Annotated in this window: 16 protein-coding genes; 12 read left to right on the plus strand and 4 right to left on the minus strand. The window is 58.6% G+C overall.

Annotated features, from left to right (window positions below):
- Positions 1–42 precede the first annotated feature (42 nt).
- From RA20_RS01140 to RA20_RS24500, 11 genes are all read left to right on the plus strand, one after another.
- Complete coding sequence (locus RA20_RS01140) at positions 43–4320, plus strand: tape measure protein (RefSeq protein ID WP_039123778.1); 4278 nt, start codon at positions 43–45, stop codon at positions 4318–4320.
- Complete coding sequence (locus tag RA20_RS01145) at positions 4317–5237, plus strand: hypothetical protein (RefSeq protein ID WP_039123779.1); 921 nt, start codon at positions 4317–4319, stop codon at positions 5235–5237. Before RA20_RS01140 ends, RA20_RS01145 begins: the two co-directional genes overlap by 4 nt.
- Positions 5234–5716: a hypothetical protein gene (locus RA20_RS01150; RefSeq protein ID WP_039123781.1), complete on the plus strand. Its 483-nt coding sequence runs from the start codon at positions 5234–5236 to the stop codon at positions 5714–5716. Before RA20_RS01145 ends, RA20_RS01150 begins: the two co-directional genes overlap by 4 nt.
- A gap of 10 nt (positions 5717–5726) precedes the next feature.
- Positions 5727–6050, plus strand: coding sequence for a hypothetical protein (locus RA20_RS01155; protein ID WP_052248765.1), 324 nt, complete (start codon positions 5727–5729; stop codon positions 6048–6050).
- Positions 6047–6334, plus strand: a complete 288-nt coding sequence (locus RA20_RS01160; RefSeq protein WP_039123782.1) for a hypothetical protein — start codon at positions 6047–6049, stop codon at positions 6332–6334. Before RA20_RS01155 ends, RA20_RS01160 begins: the two co-directional genes overlap by 4 nt.
- 11 nt (positions 6335–6345) lie before the next feature.
- Positions 6346–6660 (plus strand): phage holin family protein, encoded by a 315-nt coding sequence (locus RA20_RS01165; RefSeq protein ID WP_039123783.1) that lies wholly within the window; start codon positions 6346–6348, stop codon positions 6658–6660.
- A 39-nt stretch (positions 6661–6699) separates the two neighbouring features.
- Positions 6700–7431, plus strand: coding sequence for an NlpC/P60 family protein (locus RA20_RS01170; protein WP_039123784.1), 732 nt, complete (start codon positions 6700–6702; stop codon positions 7429–7431).
- Positions 7432–7446: 15 nt separating this feature from the next.
- The gene (locus RA20_RS01175; protein WP_039123785.1) at positions 7447–7638 is read left to right on the plus strand and encodes a hypothetical protein; all 192 of its coding nucleotides are present in this window, start codon (positions 7447–7449) and stop codon (positions 7636–7638) included.
- Positions 7638–8468 (plus strand): hypothetical protein, encoded by an 831-nt coding sequence (locus RA20_RS01180; protein ID WP_039123788.1) that lies wholly within the window; start codon positions 7638–7640, stop codon positions 8466–8468. Before RA20_RS01175 ends, RA20_RS01180 begins: the two co-directional genes overlap by 1 nt.
- Positions 8465–8842, plus strand: a complete 378-nt coding sequence (locus RA20_RS25260) for a hypothetical protein (RefSeq protein ID WP_152618410.1) — start codon at positions 8465–8467, stop codon at positions 8840–8842. Before RA20_RS01180 ends, RA20_RS25260 begins: the two co-directional genes overlap by 4 nt.
- 382 nt (positions 8843–9224) lie before the next feature.
- Positions 9225–12323, plus strand: a complete 3099-nt coding sequence (locus tag RA20_RS24500) for a calcium-binding protein (protein WP_052248766.1) — start codon at positions 9225–9227, stop codon at positions 12321–12323.
- Between the two features lie 814 nt (positions 12324–13137).
- Here RA20_RS24500 and RA20_RS25265 read toward each other — a convergent pair.
- The 4 genes from RA20_RS25265 to mtnA all read right to left on the minus strand — a co-directional run bounded on the left by RA20_RS25265 (position 13138) and on the right by mtnA (position 16850).
- Entirely contained in the window at positions 13138–13449 is a 312-nt protein-coding gene (locus RA20_RS25265) for a hypothetical protein (protein ID WP_152618411.1), read from the minus strand.
- A gap of 540 nt (positions 13450–13989) precedes the next feature.
- A complete protein-coding gene (locus RA20_RS01200; protein ID WP_039123791.1) occupies positions 13990–15036 on the minus strand; it encodes a dipeptidase in 1047 nt (348 codons plus the stop codon).
- Positions 15037–15064: 28 nt separating this feature from the next.
- Entirely contained in the window at positions 15065–15730 is a 666-nt protein-coding gene (locus RA20_RS01205; RefSeq protein ID WP_039124047.1) for a class II aldolase/adducin family protein, read from the minus strand.
- A gap of 13 nt (positions 15731–15743) precedes the next feature.
- Positions 15744–16850, minus strand: a complete 1107-nt coding sequence (gene mtnA, locus RA20_RS01210; protein WP_039123792.1) for an S-methyl-5-thioribose-1-phosphate isomerase — start codon at positions 16848–16850, stop codon at positions 15744–15746.
- Positions 16851–17120: 270 nt separating this feature from the next.
- On the opposite strand from mtnA, the gene RA20_RS01215 reads away from it, so the two are divergent.
- Positions 17121–18266, plus strand: coding sequence for an efflux RND transporter periplasmic adaptor subunit (locus tag RA20_RS01215; protein WP_039123794.1), 1146 nt, complete (start codon positions 17121–17123; stop codon positions 18264–18266).
- Positions 18267–18268 lie beyond the last annotated feature (2 nt).

Genomic DNA, 18268 nt, shown 5'->3' on the forward strand with positions numbered 1-18268 from the left:
GGAGCCCACTTTGGGGTGGTTTCTCAGCTCGGGGATTTCCGAATGACCGATTTCGCACGCCTTGGTATTGCAGTTGACTCTGGCCAAGTGGTCCGCGCCCGGGATGAGCTCGGCCGCTTTGTGCAGGCGGGGCGCAATGCGACGGTTGCGAATGATAATTTCGCAACCTCCGCAGCGCGCAGTGCAGCAGCTGCAGCAGGTGTCACATCTGCCTTGCGGAGCGCTGTTCGCCAGATGGCTGCCTTTGCTGGTGTAACGGCCAGCGTGCGGGCTGTTGGCGGGGCTGCAGAGTCTTATACCAAGATTACGAACAGCTTGCGCGCCATGGGCATTGAAGCCGGGCAGGCCGCGGGCGTTCTGCAATCCATCGCGGACGTGGCCAACCGGACCCGGGCCCCGCTGGATGCCACCGCACAGCTGTATCAGCGTATCAGCATCGCGGGCCGGGATCTTGGAGCCTCACAGGCCGAGGTCTTGAGGTTTACGGAGAACGTGGGTCTGGCCCTGGCGCAAACCGGCACCTCATCGCAGGAGGCATCCGGCGCACTTCTGCAGCTGTCCCAGGCGATGGCTGGCGGTACGGTTCGGGCAGAAGAGTTCAATTCGATCCTGGAGGGTGCGTTCCCGATCGCTCAGGCGGCAGCGAATGCAATTGACGGCGCCTCCGGCTCTGTCGGCCGTCTCCGCCAGATGGTGGTTGATGGCGAGATTTCCAGCCGGGAATTCTTCGAGGCTATCCTGAGCCAGACCGACATGCTGGAAAAGGCCTTCGAGCAAACGGTGCCCACGATCTCGCAAGCCTTTGGTGTTCTCGGCAACAACTTCACCATGTTCATCGGTGAGATGGATGCGGCGACCAGTGCCAGCGGCGCAGTTTCTGAAGCAATTCTGCTTGTAGCGAACAACCTCAACGCGGTTGCAGGTTTTGCGGTGTCTGCAGGTTTTGCGGTCGGAGCAGCCTATGCGCCTGCAATCTACGGCGCTGTGACAGCGACAGGAGCGTGGATTGCATCCCTCATCACCCTGCGCGGGGCGCTGATCGCTTCCGGCGTTGGGGGGCTGGTTGTCGGCGCCGGCCTTCTGATCGGGAAATTCCTGGACCTGATGCAGGCAACGGGCGGGTGGGGTGCTGCGATGCGCGTGCTTGGCACCGTGGTCGATGGTGTTCTCGAAGGCGTCAAAGAATCTGCCAGCGCAATTCAGCCTGCCCTTGATGCCGTCTGGAATTATGTCGCTGCAGGCTTCCTGAAAATGGTCAGGTCAATTTCGAGGGCGTGGGCGGATTTCCTGCACTCAGTGACGCAGGGCGCAAAGCACCTGGACTTCCTGCCAGGCATGGACTCAACGATCCTTGCCCTGAACAACGCGGCAATTGTGGCTGGATCAGGCGTTCACTCGCTGACAGCCAAAATTGATGGGTATCAGGACGCTGCTGGCAATGCGCTAGACAGGTCGCGCGCCCTGATTGAGAGCGGTTTCGAAAAGGCGTCTGCCGCGCTCGCCACTCTCAACCTGGTCATTGAGCAGCATGGTGAGAGTAATGGGGTGGCAGCCGATGCTGCCAACGACCTGAACAATGCCCTCCAGGATCTGGAAAAGGGCGGCAAGAAAGCCGGCAAGGGGCTGGAAAAGGTGAAATCCGAAGCCGAAGCCTTTGCTGAGGCAATGGAGGAGGCCGCCTACACAACCGAAGATTTTGGCAGGGCAAAGGCTGATATCCTTATCGGCGGGATTGATGGAATCTCGAACGCCTGGGGTGACTTTGTTTCGCGCGGGTTCAGCGACTTCAAGGATTTTGCCGAAAACACTCTGTCGAGCTTCCAGGGCATGCTGGCGCAGATGATTGCCATGGCGGCCCGCAACCGGATCATGATTGACTTTGGGTTCGGTGGGGTTTCTGGCGGCACTGCTCAAGCGGCGGGTGGCGTACTCGGAGGCGGGGGCGATGGGCTGCTTGGCGCCGGAGGTGGACTTCTCCGCGGAGGCTCTTTGTTGGGCGCTCTCGGCAGCGGTGCCAGCTTTGGCATTTCGACGCTGTTCTCGGGCGGTATTGGTGCCTATGGCGCGTTGCTGGGCGCGCAAGGGGCGACGGCTCTGACTGGCTCCCTAACCGCAATCGCCGGGTTCGGGGGTGCTCTCCTGCCCGTGATTGGCGGCTTGGTTGCTTTGAAAAGTGCCTTTTCCCGCGAATACCGCGGCTCGGGTATCGAGGGCGCCTTCACTCCGAACGGTTTGGAAGACGGGCAGAGCTTCGATTTCCACAAGGGCGGCTGGTTTCGTTCCGACAAATGGGACAAGAGCCCGCTTGAATTCGAATTCGAGCGCACGCTTGATCTCGCAATGCAAGGCCTCTCGGACGGCGTTGTCAGCATGGCAGACACTCTTGGCCTGGGCACGGACGCGCTGAAGAATTTCGAGAAAGAGGCCTTTTCCTTCTTCACTAGCGGCAAAACTCAGGAAGAGATCCAGCAGCTCCTGCAGGAGGAAATGCAGAAGACCGTCGACCAGATGGCGGAGCTGATCCTGACGAATGAGGATTACATCCGCATCGGTGAAACGCATCTTGAAGCGCTGAGCCGCATGTCTTCGGCGCTGATGGGGGTTAATGATGTTCTGGATCTCCTCGGCCACACGGCCTTTGAGGCATCACTGGCCGGCGGGGATGCAGCATCAAACCTGGCGGAATACTTTGGCGGCCAGGAAGCGATGGCGGCGGCTGCCAACACATACTGGGGCGCGTTTTATACCGAGGCTGAACGCGCGGAGACCGTCACCCGCCGTCTCACAGATCAGTTTGAGGCGTTGGGCCTTTCCTTGCCGGAAAGCCGGGGAGGGTTCCGGGAACTGGTCGAAAGCATCGATCTGACTTCGGAAAGCGGCCGCAAGCTCTATGCTCAGCTGCTGAACATGTCTTCGGCGATGGATCAGGTTCTGCCGCAGGCCGGCGGCTTTTCGATCGAGGCAATGGCGCTTGTGGAGCAGATCCAGCTTGCGATCAGCGATCAGATCAGCCTGTCCCGCGAGGCGGCAAGCGAAGCCAGGCAGACAGCTCAGATGTGGCTGCGCACGGCGGATTCCCTGCAGGACTTCTTGGGCCGGCTGCTCAATACAGAGCTGACCTCAGCAAGCCCGTCACAGGTGTTTGCGCAGAACCAGGCCCGTTTCCAGGGCGCGTATTCGCTGGCGATGGCTGGGGATGCCGAGGCCGCGCAGGATCTGCAGGGCTTTGCCCAGAGCTATCTGGAAAGCCTGCGCGCCATGTCCTCATCGGGCTTCGAGTACCGCCGTGCAGCGGCCCAGGTGCTCAGCAAGGTCGATCAGGTGGCCACGGCCGCGGCCGACACCGCCAGCAGTGAGGAAATCCTTGCTGGCCTGCTGGATGAGCAGATCGAGGTGCTGACGGACCTCGGCGAATACCTCCAGTCCGCTGACGCCGGCATGGCAGGCTTTGACGAGAACATTGCAGGCTACCAGGACCAGCTGCAGGCGCTTGGCGCTGACATCATGGCTGCCAGCCGGAACCCCGGTATTGCTGAAGTGTCGCCCACGGGGGCAATGGCTGATCTGTTTGGCGATCTGACAGGCGGCATGCTCGGCATTACCGGGCCGATGGGGGTGCTGTCCCATATGCTCGGTGAGCTGCAGGGGGCCGTGGATGCAGACCGGCAGCAGCGGGAGGATGCCCTCAGGATTTCCGGGCTTCAGGTGCAGGGCGGGGATGCGGTGCTCCGCACTCAGCAGGCGCAGGGCGTGGTGGATCGGTTCAATGCGCTGCGAAGCGAGTACGGCATCACCTTGACCGGGCAGGACGGTACCGTGTCGGTCAATGATGCCGGCCGCATTGTCACCTCTTTCGACTACTACGGCGGCGGGGATGTGGTTGGCTTCAAGGCCGCTCTGCGCAGGCAGTTCGGAACCGAGTACATCGGCCGGGTGTTTGGCGACACCAACCAGGACGTGGGTTTGGCCGAAGCTCAGGCAGAAAGACTGCGGCAGCAGATCCGCAACCTTGGCGGCATCCCGGCCTTCGCCCGCGGCACGAACTTCGCACCTGGCGGCCGGGCGCTGGTTGGTGAGGAGGGGCCGGAAATCATTGATTTGCCCCGCGGCTCCCGTGTCCACCCGTATTCCCAGAGCCGGAATATGCTCGATAACACTGAGCTAGTGGCCGAACATCGGGCGATGCGCCGCGAAATGGCGCAGATGCGCTCCGAAAACACTCAGCTTCTCCTTCAATTGCACAAGCACATCAAGAAACTGGCTGACCTTGAGCGGAAGCGAGAGGTTCTCGGCGCGCCGGTACGGGAGGTAACGGCATGAAGATGATCAGCCCGATTGTCATGACGGATGCAATCCTGGGACAATCCAATGTCACTGAAACCACCACCTGGAGTGCCGGCAGTACCTACGCCAAAGACGATGAGGTGGAGTTCAGCGATACCCACCGGCGCTATGTGAGCCAGCAAGACGGGAACACAGGCAACGACCCGAAGACCGATGACGGCACCTGGTGGATCGACATGGGGGCTTCCAACCGCTGGCGCGCATTTGATCAGAGGCTGGGACAATCGGTCACCAAAACCGGCACTATCAGCTACACACTGGATGTGCCGACCCGGGTGACCGGCATAGGCTTGCTGGGTGTTTCCGGCTCATCTGTCCGGGTGAGGCTGCAAAGCGTTGGCCCGCCCGTGGAGACGGTCTTCGATGAAACCCGCGTCGGCGTCGACACGATCGAGATCGTTGACTGGTTCTCCTATTTCACCTGGGAGCCGGAATATGAGACGGAATTTCTGTTCACCGACCTGCCGGGCTTTGCCGGAAACCGGATCAAGATCGACATCGATGCGGGCAGCGGCACGGCGGCCGTCGCCCAGATCGTGCTGGGGCGGCTGGATGTACTTGGCACCACGCTGCCCGGCACTGAGGTCGGGATCGAAGATTTCTCGACCAAGGAACGGGATGATTTCGGCAACGCATTCCTGGTGGAGCGCGCCTTTGCGGACACGGTGGATTTCCAGTTCGCGGTTGAGATTCCCAGCGACCCGGCACAGCGGCCGGAACGGCGGGTCCGCAAGCGCCTGGCCGCGCAGCGCGCCACGCCAACCCTGTACTTCGCCGATGAGGGGCTCCTGGAAACCGGGGCCATGGTGTTCGGCTATTTCCAAGATTTCTCGATCCCGCTGGAGAGCGCCGGGGTCGCTACTTGCACACTCGAAGTTGAGGGCCTGACATGAGCTTTACTTTCCCGGCGGCGCCCACACCGCCCAGCACCGGTTCGCCGGCGACCTTCCAGCAGCGGGCGGATGACTTCGTAAATTGGATGTCCACGGTTGCAACCACCATTGCAGCTGCTGGCGAATTGCAAGCGCTGGATGACTTCGACATCGGCAGCAATGCCAATGGCAACTATGCGATCATCCCTGGAGGCCTGCAGGTTTGCTGGCACAGCCTCACCCTGTCGCAGCAGAGCATCAACTACTGCAACGCCTCCTGGACATTCCCTGCGGCCTTCTCGGCCCCCGCTAGCGCCTTCTTTGTGCCGGACCGGGGCAACTGGAGCATCACGCCCGGTGCAAACGAGCTCGGCGCCAGCCTTGTCCGGCTGTCCGGGGCTGCATCGGTTGAGTTTGAGCAGTGGCGTGTTGACGGCAAAACCGACTTTGGCGCGGGCGACACAATGACCGTCGATGCCTTTGCCATTGGCCTTTCATAAGGAGCAGGACATGAAGATCACTTTCTCTCCTATTGCCGTGCCAGAGGGTGGGCAGGAAACCATCGGATCAGTCAGCGGTGACATGATCACGGTGAGCGGCGTGGCCTATGACCTGTCGGGCGTGCCGGAGGGCGGCTATGCGGAACCGGAAGGCGACCACCCCTTTGCCGGGCACATTGCCCGCGTTGATGGCGAGCTGCACGTTCCGTTGCAATGGCGGTACTCACGGGCGACGGCAGAGCGCACCCAGCCGCACAAAATCCCTGTGGTTACGGTGACTGACGGGCCGCTCCCCGATCCGATCCTGCGCAAGGCAGAGGAGGAGGGCGCATGAGTTTTTCCCTGAAGATCACGACGGCGGCCGACCTGGCCGCCACAGCGGCAGAAGATCTCGCGCTGTCCCGCAAGGCCGAATGCCGCCAGCGCATTCTGGCCGTGATTGATGAAACGGCGCAACTCAACTTGTTAGCCGCTGTGGCCGCGTCAGCGCTCGACGACGCGCAGATGGCGATCTACCGATCCGGAGTGGCCTGGATCAAGGCCATGCGCGAGGCGCAGGCAGACGGCAACTGGCCGGATGTGCCGCACGGCGTGGCTGAGCTGGCCGCAGCGTTCTGAGGGAGTGGTCCATGGATGAAACTGGCTTTGTTGGCTGGCTGTCCTCTTGGACGGGCGGCGCGGCAACTACGCTGATCGGCGCCATCACGGGGCGGTTGATGTGGCACTCCGGCGAAGTGCGCAAGGGCGCCCGGCGCTTCTTTGGTCCGGAATTGTTTTGGGAAATCCCGGTTGCGGTCGGGATGGCCATCATAGGCGAGAGTATCGCCAGCTATCTGGAGGTTGGCCAGCCAGTCTCTACCGGGATTGTGGCCTTTGCTGCCTACATCGGGCCGCGGGGCGCCGAGGCCATTCTAAGCAAGTGGATCGCCAAGGCTAAGCCCTGATCCTTCCCCGCAATTCACTTCAACAGAACTGAGGTTCCCATGACATTGCACAGTTACGACGTGCGCTGGCTCCAGCGCGCGCTGAAGACGCTCGGCCTTTACTCCGGCCGTATCGACGGGATTGCAGGGCCGAAGACACAGGCCGCGGTAGTCGACTTCAAACGCGGGCAGGGGCTCCGGGCCCGGTTCTACGTCGGGCCGATCACGCTGGAGCGGCTGGCGGAAGCAGTCGAAGAGCAGGCCCCGTGCCGCTACGGGCCCGACACCGCGCCGGAGCCGCCCTGGCTGGTGGAGATCGGCAAGGTGATGGGCCTGCATGAGGACCGCGACAACGCCGAGCTGCGCGCCTGGCTGAAATCGGATGGCTCTACTCTCGGTGACCCGTCTCAATTCCCCTGGTGTGGTGATGCCGCAATCACCGCTCTTGAACTGGCGGTGCCGGATGAACCGCTGCCCGATGCCATCGAGCGCAACCCGTACTGGGCGCGCAACTTTGCCCAGTACGGCATCGAGTGCGGGAAGGTATATGGCGCGGTAGCCAGCTTCACCCGCGGCAAAGGCGGGCACGTCGGTTTTGCGGTCGGCTTCGACCCTGCGACCAATCGCTACCTAATCCGCGGCGGCAATCAGTCGGATTCCGTCCGTGACAGCTGGCTGGCTGCAAGCCGCCTGCTGGCCCTGCGCTGGCCCAAGACCTGGCCAGCCGCCCATCAGCGCCCGCTGCCCATCATGGATGCCAGCGGCGCAATCCTCTCCACCAACGAAGCCTGAAGAAAGGAAAGCACCATGCTTGAAGGTAAGAAGACATACATCGTGGCAGGGATGATCCTGCTGAGCGTTCTGGTTGAGCGTGGACTGGGCATCGATGTGCCCGGGATCGAGGTCGCCGACAATTGGGCGCTTGTGGTCATGAATGCGCTGGGGCTTGGCTCTCTGCGCAAAGGCATTGCCTCAGGCCTCCTGGCGCGGATCGGCTGATGCTCGGGCTTGGTCTCTCACCCGTCTCGGCGGCGCTCAGGCGCCGCCGGTTCCATCCGGCCGACCTATTTGCCGGTGGCGTGCAAGGCGTTCTTCTGGACCCTTCAAACCTGTCCACGCTGTTTCAGGATGCCGCCGGGACGTCGCCCGCTGCCTCCGCAGGGGACCCGGTGAAACTGGTTCTTGAAAGGTCGCAAGGCCTGGCGCGTGGGGCTGAGCTTTGGGCCGGTGGGGCGGCCTATCTCACCGGCTCCGGGTTCACCGACAATGGAGACGGAAGCTACACCCACACAGGGAACTCTTCCGGCTCTGTCCGCATTGCCGGGGTCTTCACCGCTGGAACCTGGATCGAGGTTGCAGCCGAAGTTTCTGGCGGCAGTTTTGCTGTTCGTGCTGGTGACTCTGGCGGCTCGTTCAACTACTTCACTGCGACCGCATCGGGCACCTTCTTTCTAAAGGTCGAGAGCCTTTTATCGGATAACGATCTGCGGTTCGTAACCACCGATGACAACGCCACGATTTCCGGGATCAGCGTCAAAGTGATCAAAGGACACCACGTCGCGGCGCCGTCAGACGCCGCAAGGCCGACACTGCAAGCGAGTGGCTCGCTCGCCGACGATGCTGTCGACGATGCGCTGATCGTGCCTCTGACAGGTACATACTCGGCCTACATCGCAGCAGGTAGCTCCCTGACTGCTGCAGAGGCCGTGGCGATGGCCGCAGACTACAACGTCCTCAGGGATGATCTGATTGGGGCTGTTGTTGTGCCTGATCCATTGTCTGCCGCGCAGCAACAGCAGCTTGCAAACTATTGGCGGGTTGCGCTGTGACTGCCTACACGCGGCGGATCGCATTTTTTGCCCCAATAGGTCAGGCCGACGCCTGCAACCGGGCCGCAAATGCCCTTGGCGAGTCCGGTCCGAATTTTGAGGTTCGTCTTTCGGCGACCGGGACTGAGCCCGCAACACATACGGGCGGGTCGGCTGCTGAAACCGAGTTGTTTATCTCGGTGGTTTCTGCTGCGCCAAACATGCCGCCGGGAGTGCCCTGGCCGGAAGACCTGGTTGTCGCCGATTGGCAGGCTGTGGCGGACGCCTTGGTGTTTGTTTCAGACTCAGCAAGGGCAACAAATGCGCGTCAACAGTTCGAAGTGTTGATTGAAGCGCATGGACTGAAGCGGGTCCAGCCGGACGGTAGTGAGTAATGCATCTGCCTATCTAAAAAGAGGCCCGTTGAGAAGCGGGTCTTTGCTTTTTTGGGGTGAATTGAATTTTTAAGTGCCCAATGATCACCGTGAGAGGTGGTCGGGGTTAGCAATGCCAATTTTAAAGGGGGTAAGATTTTCGAAAAGTTTTTTTATAATTATTTGTGTTTTTTACAATTATTTACGGAGAAGGTGAGAAATGAGCGGAGGAATTCCTGTTCGATCCTGCATGGCCGTTAACTATCCTTAAATAATGTTCGCATTATGTTCTTCCTGGGTTCTAATTTTGTATCACGCGGTTTTTTTGCCCTTTTACACCTTAAGATGGTGTGTTTGGGGGGTGAGGTTCAGCGTGAGAGATATGAGGTGGGAGATCTAGGTGATGGCTTCTTATTCGCTCAAGGCTACAGGTGCGCAGTCCTTTTATGTCAAGTCAGGGATGTTTGGTGGAAACATAATTGGAGACACGAATGAATTGTCTGGTGTCCCCGGCGAGGGTTTTCAGGAAGCCGTTGAAAGCTTGGGGTTAACTCGTTTGAGATTTCCGGCTGGAAAGGCTGAAGGTGAAAATATCACAAAACTAGACCATTCCAAATCAGGCTCAAGTAAGCTGCCGTCAGATTTGGTTCACTACCTGGATTGGATTAAGAAAACTGGCACGGAAACTACTTTGGTCATCCCCGCGCTTCAAGAGAAATCCAGCAATGAAGACCTTCGTGAGTGGTCGAAACTTGTACTCGATTACATGGGGGATGATGCCGGTCTCATCGTTGCCTATGAGATTGGGAACGAATACTGGGGGACTGCAGACGAAGTCGAGTATGGAAATAACGCTAGGGAAATCATCAGCTCTCTTCAGGAGAGTATGGATGATGACGGCATTGCTCACGATCCTGGCATCTGGATTCAAACTGCGAACACAGCTGGTTCGTCATCAAACTACAAGGGCACCAAAGTTGGGTCTGTGAGTGACAATGACGCTATCCTTGCACTTGGTACTTGGGATATTGATGATAGGCCTTCCGATTGGCAAGACGGCCAAAGTGCAAGCCAGTTCTACAACGCCCTAAACTCTTACGAAAAGAGTGTTGTCAAAGCAAATCTCGAGCTTCTAGAGCAACTGGATGAGGATCATGACATTTCGAACGGCTTCCAAGCCGGCGCGGCCGGTTGGGGTGTCGACGGCATTGTCGCACATTACTACTATAATAAAACGCAAATTGGATTTGGCAGCGACGACGATGCCTGGGAAAATAACTATTTGAACCTTCGGTTTTCTGTATGGGAAGCGATGTTGCCAAAGAGCGTCGACGTTCAGGTGACGGAATGGAACGTTCGTGCACGCCACGCGAGTGAAACTGGGTTGAAGTCTGCCGGGGTTATCCAGGAGCAATTTCAAAACATGTTGGAAATGGGTGTCGATGGCGCCGACTTTTGGGCAGTAAGGCACAATACCACAACGGCAGTGGCAGGAGATCACAGGGATGAGAACTCCATCTCACTCACGCCTTCAGGATATATGTTTAATTACATGAGTGAAAGCCTATCTGGCAATGGAAGTGATTTGATGTCCACCCTGGATGTTTCAGGTTACGAAAGTGAAAACTTCGAAGTTAACGTTTACGAGAGTGATTACAAAACCGTAATTTACGTTACCTCTCGGTCTGAAGTTTTCGATCAGAAGATAAACTTGGACATTAGTAAGATTACTAATGGAGCGTACAACTGGACCGGCCGCCATGTTGGTATCGATCCATCCAGCTCCGACGGGCTCAGCGAACATTGGGCATACGATTCAGATGGTCAGGAGATATCAGGTACGAGAACGAAACGGCGCGAGATCTCTGCGGAAGAGAGGGTCGAATTGCGTGAATTGCTTGGTAGCAGTCTTGCAGATGATCATATTAAGATTGGGGACGATGGCGAATACTTAACTTATCTTCCTGATGTGAATGGTATCATACCGAAGGTTGCCAATCCAAAAACACTCTCAGACTTTTACTTTGCCACTGAGTCTGATGTTTTGGCGCTCGAAACCAAGCTTTCGAAAAGCGACTTAGGTAACAGCGATCAGAATTTGTCGGTCGAGTTGGATCCCTTTGAGTTTGTGGAGATCACCGTTGATACCACTCGAAGGGTCAATGGTACCAGCGGCAATGAATTTCTGGAGGGAGATTGGGGAAGGGACGACATTCGCGGAGATAGCGGAAATGATACGCTGCGAGGAGGGGGAGGCAACGATACGCTGTTCGGAGCTTTCGATTCTGATCGTCTTGAGGGTGAACAAGGTCGCGACTTGCTGGCAGGAGGAGCAGGCCAGGACACACTTTTAGGTCAAACTGGACATGACACTCTACGCGGTGGCCTGGGTGATGATCGGCTTTGGGGAGGTCTGCAAGGCGACCGCCTACATGGTGAAGCCGGAGCTGATCTGCTTTATGGACAGGGCGGCTTCGACATTCTGTGGGGAGGCTGGGGCAATGACCGGTTGTATGGCGGAAATGACGGAGATCAGCTTTTCGGCGGTTTGCATAATGATCGTCTTGAGGGGCAAGACGGCAATGACTGGCTGGAAGGTGGAGACGGTTGGGACACACTACTTGGAGGCCAGGACGACGATCGGCTTTGGGGTGGCTTGATGGGAGACCGGCTCTTTGGTGAAGCTGGAGCAGACATTTTGTTTGGACAAGCAGGGTACGATGTATTGTGGGGAGGCTGGGGTGACGACCGGCTGTACGGTGGTACCGAAGGAGACCGGCTTTTTGGGGGGCAGGGTCGAGATCGTCTTGAGGGGCAAGATGGAAATGACTGGATGGAAGGCGGCGACGGATGGGACACGTTGCTGGGCGGCACGGATAACGACAGCATCTGGGGCGGCGCGAAGAGTGACCGCTTGCACGGTGAAGCTGGGGCGGATCTACTGTCGGGAGGAGATGGGTTTGACATTCTGTGGGGAGGTTGGGGTAACGACCGGCTGTATGGTGGTGCTGATGGCGACCAGCTTTTTGGAGGGCTGCATCAGGATCGTCTAGAAGGGCAAGATGGCAATGACTGGCTGGAAGGTGGCGAGGGGCAGGATACACTGCTGGGCCAATTCGGACAGGACATGCTGCGCGGCGGTAATGGTAACGATCGGTTATGGGGAGGAAAGGGTAACGATCGCTTGCAGGGTGGAAATGGCGCCGATAGTCTTTATGGCCAAGTTGGAAATGATACGCTTTGGGGTGGAGAGGGCAGGGATCTGTTGTACGGCGGTGCCGGAGCTGACGTCTTTGTTTTCGAGGCGAAACATGGTTCCGATACCATTTCCGATTTCACACGGGATAGCGATCTGATCGATCTCAATGGGCTGGCAAACGGTTTCTTTGACCTGAACTTCAGTTCCAGTGGCAACGGCACATTGATCCACACTGGTGGAGGGCAGATCCTATTGGAAGGGATCCAGCCATTTCAGCTCGACGAAGGGGATTTTCTTTTCTAGGTTGCTGATTGGTCTGTTCTGAAATGTTCCAGGCTCGCTGTGGGCTGATTTCAGTTAGCAAAGTAAGGTTCTCTGAAGACTTCGCGGCCGTACAGAATTTGGCCAAGATTTCTTCAGGGTGAGCTAGTCTCATCGGCCTGCATAGACAGTGGTTTTGTAGCAGCGTTTCCAAATGAGGATGAGCACTGGAGTGTTGCAACAAGGATGCGCCTGAACCAGGCAAGCTTGGCGACAGTACCGATCGAGAAACTACCGAAGGCGATTACTGCTTTGGAAGCGGCTCGGCACTATCCATGAACACCGGGCAATAGTTATCAGCAAAACAACGATGCATTAACGATGTTTGATCTCGCTGTTAATCCCTGCTTAACTTTCGAGCGGCAAATTTGATCGTACTTGAGCTTCGTCTGTCGTCAAGCACCCAAAATGCACACTAGATCATCCGGTAACCTCTGGTTGGGCAGTTGTGGCTGGTGTTCTTTCAAGAGTGTATCCGACAGCCAAATCGCCTGTGGGTGGGATGATTTAGGAGCCTTAATGAGATGTACGTTTTTCGTAGCGGAAGTATCGTCGGAATCAGCCCAGAGAAGTCTGGGCAAGCTCTTCCCGAAGTTGATGGCGACTGGGTGCTTGTCCCCCATGCCCGCGGTCAGGGAACATCTATTCAGGAACATGTTAGGGCTTCAAATTCCCCGAACCAACCTAGTTGTGAAAAGTGCTCAGACAGTGGCGACGAGTTCCTTGATGCTCTTATCGACGGGTTGAACACTCATTCGTTCTTACGGCTCATGGGGTGGCTCCAGACGCAAGGTTATCAGGTAAGAACTTCGGAAGATGTGACTATGGCGAACGAACGTGGTCCTGGACCCGACTGAAGGGCTTCTGCTGTTCTTCCAGAGTAATGGTTGCTGCGCGAACCAAAACGTTGTGCCACTCCCACATTCACCCTTTGTTTCTGTTTTGTCTGCGGGAGAGAATTTCCGTAAGCTTTTGAAAAGAAATAGATTCGGCAGAATTCAAAATCCCCCGCTGGTGACAGCGTGCCGGTTCGAGTCCGGCCTTGGGTACCAACAAAAACAAGGGCCTGCAGCGTGTTCTTGCTGTGGGCCCTTGTTTTGTCTTTCAACGACTCCCTCATTATGTCCCGCTGTTGTGTCCAAGGTGTCAGAAGGCAGCCTTGCGGCGTTCTGCCGAATTTTAGGCGTCATGTGGGACGGCGTTGATTTCCTCGGCGTCCCTTTGCGGGGCGGATGCTTCCAAGTGCATTTGCTGAAAGCATGGCCGAGCCCCCGGCAGGCTGTTCCGTGTGAGTGGCCTTGCCGTGAGGCTCCCACCGGGGGCAAGCCGGCCCCCCGGCGGACCAACCCAACTTCTACAGTATCACATTCCATTCAATTCACTCAGAGCCAATTGTTTGAAAGGACGCTCTCGAAACCGTTCACGGCACCGGCACCGGCACCGGCACCGGCGTCGGCACGCTCAGAGTTCTGGCCATAAAGAGATAGCAGAGCAGCAGGCTGACCGTGCATCTGCTCCTGCCAAGCAGCCCAAGGCTCTCAGAGCTCCTCAGGTAAACGTTGTGCAATAGGCAATTGTGCAAGCTTACTTGGCAGACTAGCTGCCCTTCGACCTTGATCGGGTTTGGGCTTGCTGCTCGCAGAGCCCTTCATTTCAAGGTTTTGCCGAGTACTCGAAGCCAGTTGCCATGGCAAAGTTTGGTCATGAGTTCATCACCATATCCGCGTGCTTTCATTGCTTTGCGAAGCATGGGAAGGCCAGAGATGTCCTTGATGGCTGCAGGCACCGTCGCGCCGTCAAAGTCGGCACCAAGTCCGACGCGGTTTTCACCCAGTACTCCGATCAGGTGGTCCAAGTGCTCTATCATGCGAGAGACAGGTGTTTCCGGATCCATCCGGCCGTCCCCTCGCAGAAAGGCAACCGCAAAGTTCAAGCCGACCATGCCGTCGCTGTCACGGATGGCGTGAAGCTGCCTGTCGGTCAGGTTTCGGCTGTGCGGGCACAGGGCATGGGGGTTGGAGTGGGTCGCAACAAGCGGTTTGCTGCTATGGCGGGCAACATCCCAAAACCCGGCTTCATTCAGATGAGACAGATCGATCATCATCCCAAGATCATTGCATTTTTCAACCAGGCGGATGCCATCTTCCGTAAGCCCCGGGCCGGTGTCCGGGCTGCCCGGAAACCGGAAGGGAACGCCGTGGCCAAATATCGTCGGACGGCTCCAGACCGGTCCCAGCGACCGCAGCCCGGCAGCATAGAGCACGTCCAGCATATGAAAGTCGGGGTCTATGGCTTCGGCGCCCTCCATGTGCATCACCGCGGCCATGATGCCATCTTGCATGGCACTGCGGATGTCAGCAGCCGAACGGCAGATCCGCAGGCCCCCTTGCGTTTCCAGCCGTGTCAGTATGGCAGCCTGGGCCAGGGCGGTTCTGGCGGCCCGCGGCCAGTCGACGGCAGGCGGCAACGGCAAGTCGTAGCTCTCTGCCATCATGTCTTCCATGAAGGAGGCATCACCATCGCCGGGGACAAAAATGGCAAAGAAACCGCCGCAGAATCCACCCGCCTTGGCCTTTTCCAGATCGATATGGTGACCGCCGCCGCCAAGAAAGCCGCTGCCGCCGGCCAGGACGTTTCCAGACTGGATTTGCAGCAGCAGGTCGTTGTGGCCGTCAAAGATCAGCGGGTGCTTCATTGTCCCTCCAGCATAAAACCTTCCAGGGTCAGCGGCTGTCCTTCAGCCCGTAGTCAGCGAAGGCGGCGATGACCTCGGCCATTTCCTCCTCGCTGAGGATGTGCGGTTGACCAAGCGTGAGGCTGGCCGCATAACCCTTTGCAAGTGTTTCAAGTTCCACCATTCGCCACAGGGCGCGCGGCAAGCTTTCTCCGGTGCTGACGGCGCCATGATTTGCCATCAGGCAAGCGCTGCGCTCCTGCAGGGCGAGGATGATACTGTCCGACAGCTGCTGGCTGCCGAACAGAGCGTAATCTGCAACCGGCACGTCATTCCCGCCAAAAGCGGCCACCATGTAATGGCAGGCAGGAATTTCCTGCCGGTTCATCGCTAGAGCACTGCAATAGACCGGGTGAGCGTGGACAACCGCGTTGACTGAGGGCTTTGCCTGCAGGATCGCCAAATGAAACGGCCATTCGGTTGAAGGCTTCAGCTGGCCCTCCGGCGGGGAGCTGCCGTCTAGCGGCATCTGTACAAGCATCTCCGGCGTCATTTTTTCATAGGGCACCCCAGAGGGGGTGATCAGCATATGGCCGCCCGCACGAACCGAGATGTTGCCAGAGGTGCCCTGGTTTATGCCGGCAGAATTCATTTCCAGGCAAGCGTCAATGACGGCCTGCCGCAGTCCGGTATTGTCCTGATACGGCGGTTTCACTTGCGGCACCGGGTCAGGCGGATTTGGCGGCGGCCATTTCAGGGAACAGGCCTGCAAGCCCTTCCTCGGAAGCGTCGCAAATCCCGCGTTCGGTGATCAGGCCGGTGACCAGCCGGTTCGGCGTCACGTCAAAGGCAGGGTTGCCGCCGGGCGTGCCATCCGGCGTGACCTGAACCACGCCAATTCCGCCATCTTCGGTTTTGCCTTGAACATGGGTGATTTCACGTTCGCTGCGCTCTTCGATCGGAATTTCCGCCACGCCGTCGGAGACAGTCCAGTCGATGGTCGGCGAAGGCAGGGCGACATAGAAGGGCACACCGTTATCTTTGGCTGCCAAGGCTTTGAGATACGTGCCGATTTTGTTGCAAACGTCACCGCGGCGGGTGGTGCGGTCGGTGCCGGTGATCACCAGGTCGACTTGCCCGTGCTGCATCAGGTGGCCGCCTGCATTGTCGGTGATATAGCTGTGGCTGATGCCGTGGCTGCCCAGCTCCCAGGAGGTCAGAGCGCCCTGGTTGCGGGGGCGGGTTTCATCGACCCAGACATGGATCGGGATGCCCGCGTCATGGGCTTGGTACATCGGGCTGGTGGCCGTGCCCCAGTCGACGGTTGCAATCCAGCCGGCGTTGCAGTGGGTCAGCAGCCGGACCGGCTCGCCCGCGGGTTTCTTTGCTGCGATCTCCTTGATCAGTTCCAGGCCATGGGAACCAATGCTGCGGTTGATCTCCACATCCTCATCAGCAATTTCATGCGCCAAAGCCAGGGCAGCCGCCGCGCGCTCACTCTCCGCCAGCGGGCGCAGGTGGTTGCGGCAGCGGTCCAGCGCCCAGCGCAGATTGATGGCGGTGGGGCGGGTTGCGTTGAGGAAACTCCAAGCATGGTCCATAGCCGCATCCGACGGATCCTGACGCATTGCCAGCGCCATGCCATAGGCCGCGGTGGCGCCGATCAGCGGCGCACCGCGCACCCGCATCTCCACAATGGCATCTGCGAAGTCCTGCAGGGTGTTCACAGGCTGGACGCGGAAATCATGCGGCAGCCACCGCTGGTCGATGATCTCCAGCACGTCGTCTTTGTGATTCCACCAAAGCGAGCGGTAATGCGTGCCATTCACTTTCATCGGAGGTTCCCCTTCCCAAATCAATTCCGCAGCGAGGGTGCCCGGTGCCGGGCTCGGCTACCGGTTTCCCTGAATTGGCCGCTGCGTGCAAGGTTTCGATGAAGCCCGGGTAAAAAAGTATAGTTTCCGCGGCGGAAAGCCTGCCTTTGGACGTGTGCAACTTGCAGAAGAGACCTGCACGTTATTCAATGCGATTAACGGTTTGGATACAAAGCGGCGGCCCGCAGCAAAGGCCGCCCGGATTTTTCTGGCAGATTGAAAGGCTCAGTAATGAAGCGTTTTTGGAACAGGGGCCTGCCCGGCGCAACCGGGCTCGCGGTAATCGCAGCAATTGGCTTGGCCGCTCCGGGGGCACTGGCGCAGCAAGGGGCGGCGCCCAAGGTTTCCGTGGCTCAGGCGGTGATCAAGCCGATCAAGGACACGTCCTCTTTCATCGGCCGCGGTGAAGCGATCGACAAGGCCGACATCATGGCCCGCGTCAGCGGCTACCTGGAAGAGGTGCTGGTCAAGGACGGTGCCGAAGTTGAGCAGGGCGACGTGCTGTTCCGCATCGAGCGCAGCGCCTATGAGGCCGTTCTGGAAAGCCGCCGGGCAGAACTGGCGCAGGCGGAAGCCAATCTGGAACTTGCCTCGCTGGACCTGGCCCGGAAGCAGGAGCTGTTTGAACGCGGCTCGGTGCCGGAAGCGGACCGGGACACCTCCCGTGCCAATGAGCTTGTGGCTGAGGCGCAGGTGCGTGCGGCCCAGGCTGCGATTCAGCAGGCAGAGCTGGACCTGAGCTATACTGAGATCCACGCGCCGTTCTCCGGCCGGGTCGGCCGGGTCGAGGTCAGCATCGGCGATGTGGTGAGCCCCAGCGGTTCGGCTTTGGTCAACATCGTGCGGGAAGCACCTGTTTACGTGTCTTTTTCCGTGAACGAGAAGCAGTTCGTAGAAATTCTGCAGCAGCTTGAATCCGAAGGTATTGACCGGTCGGACACAGAGACCGCGCCTGAAGTTTTTGTCGTGCTGCCGAATGGAGCCGAGCTGGAAGAGAAAGGCAAAATCGCCTTTGCCGGCAACCGGGTTGATCCGGCAACCGGTGCCGTGACCATCCGGGCCGAGTTCCAAAACGGCCACCGGCTGATCCTTGATGGCGCTTTCCTGACCGTCGGTTTGCAGTCCCAGGAAGCAGTGGACCGGATCGTCATCAGCCAAGCGGCGATTCAGCGCGACCAGCAGGGGCCTTTCGTGCTGGTGGTCGATGAGCAAAACCAGGTGCAGCAGCGCTATATCGTGACCGGCGATGTGCAGGGCACGGGAATCATCGTGCTGGACGGTTTGACCAATGGCGAGACCGTTGTTGTCGAAGGCCTGCAGAAGATCCGCCCCGGCGTGGAAGTGGATCCGGTGCTGGCCGGGCAGGCTGGAGAGTAAGC

Origin of the sequence: Leisingera sp. ANG-Vp (assembly GCF_000813725.1) — a bacterium.
Taxonomy (GTDB): domain Bacteria; phylum Pseudomonadota; class Alphaproteobacteria; order Rhodobacterales; family Rhodobacteraceae; genus Leisingera.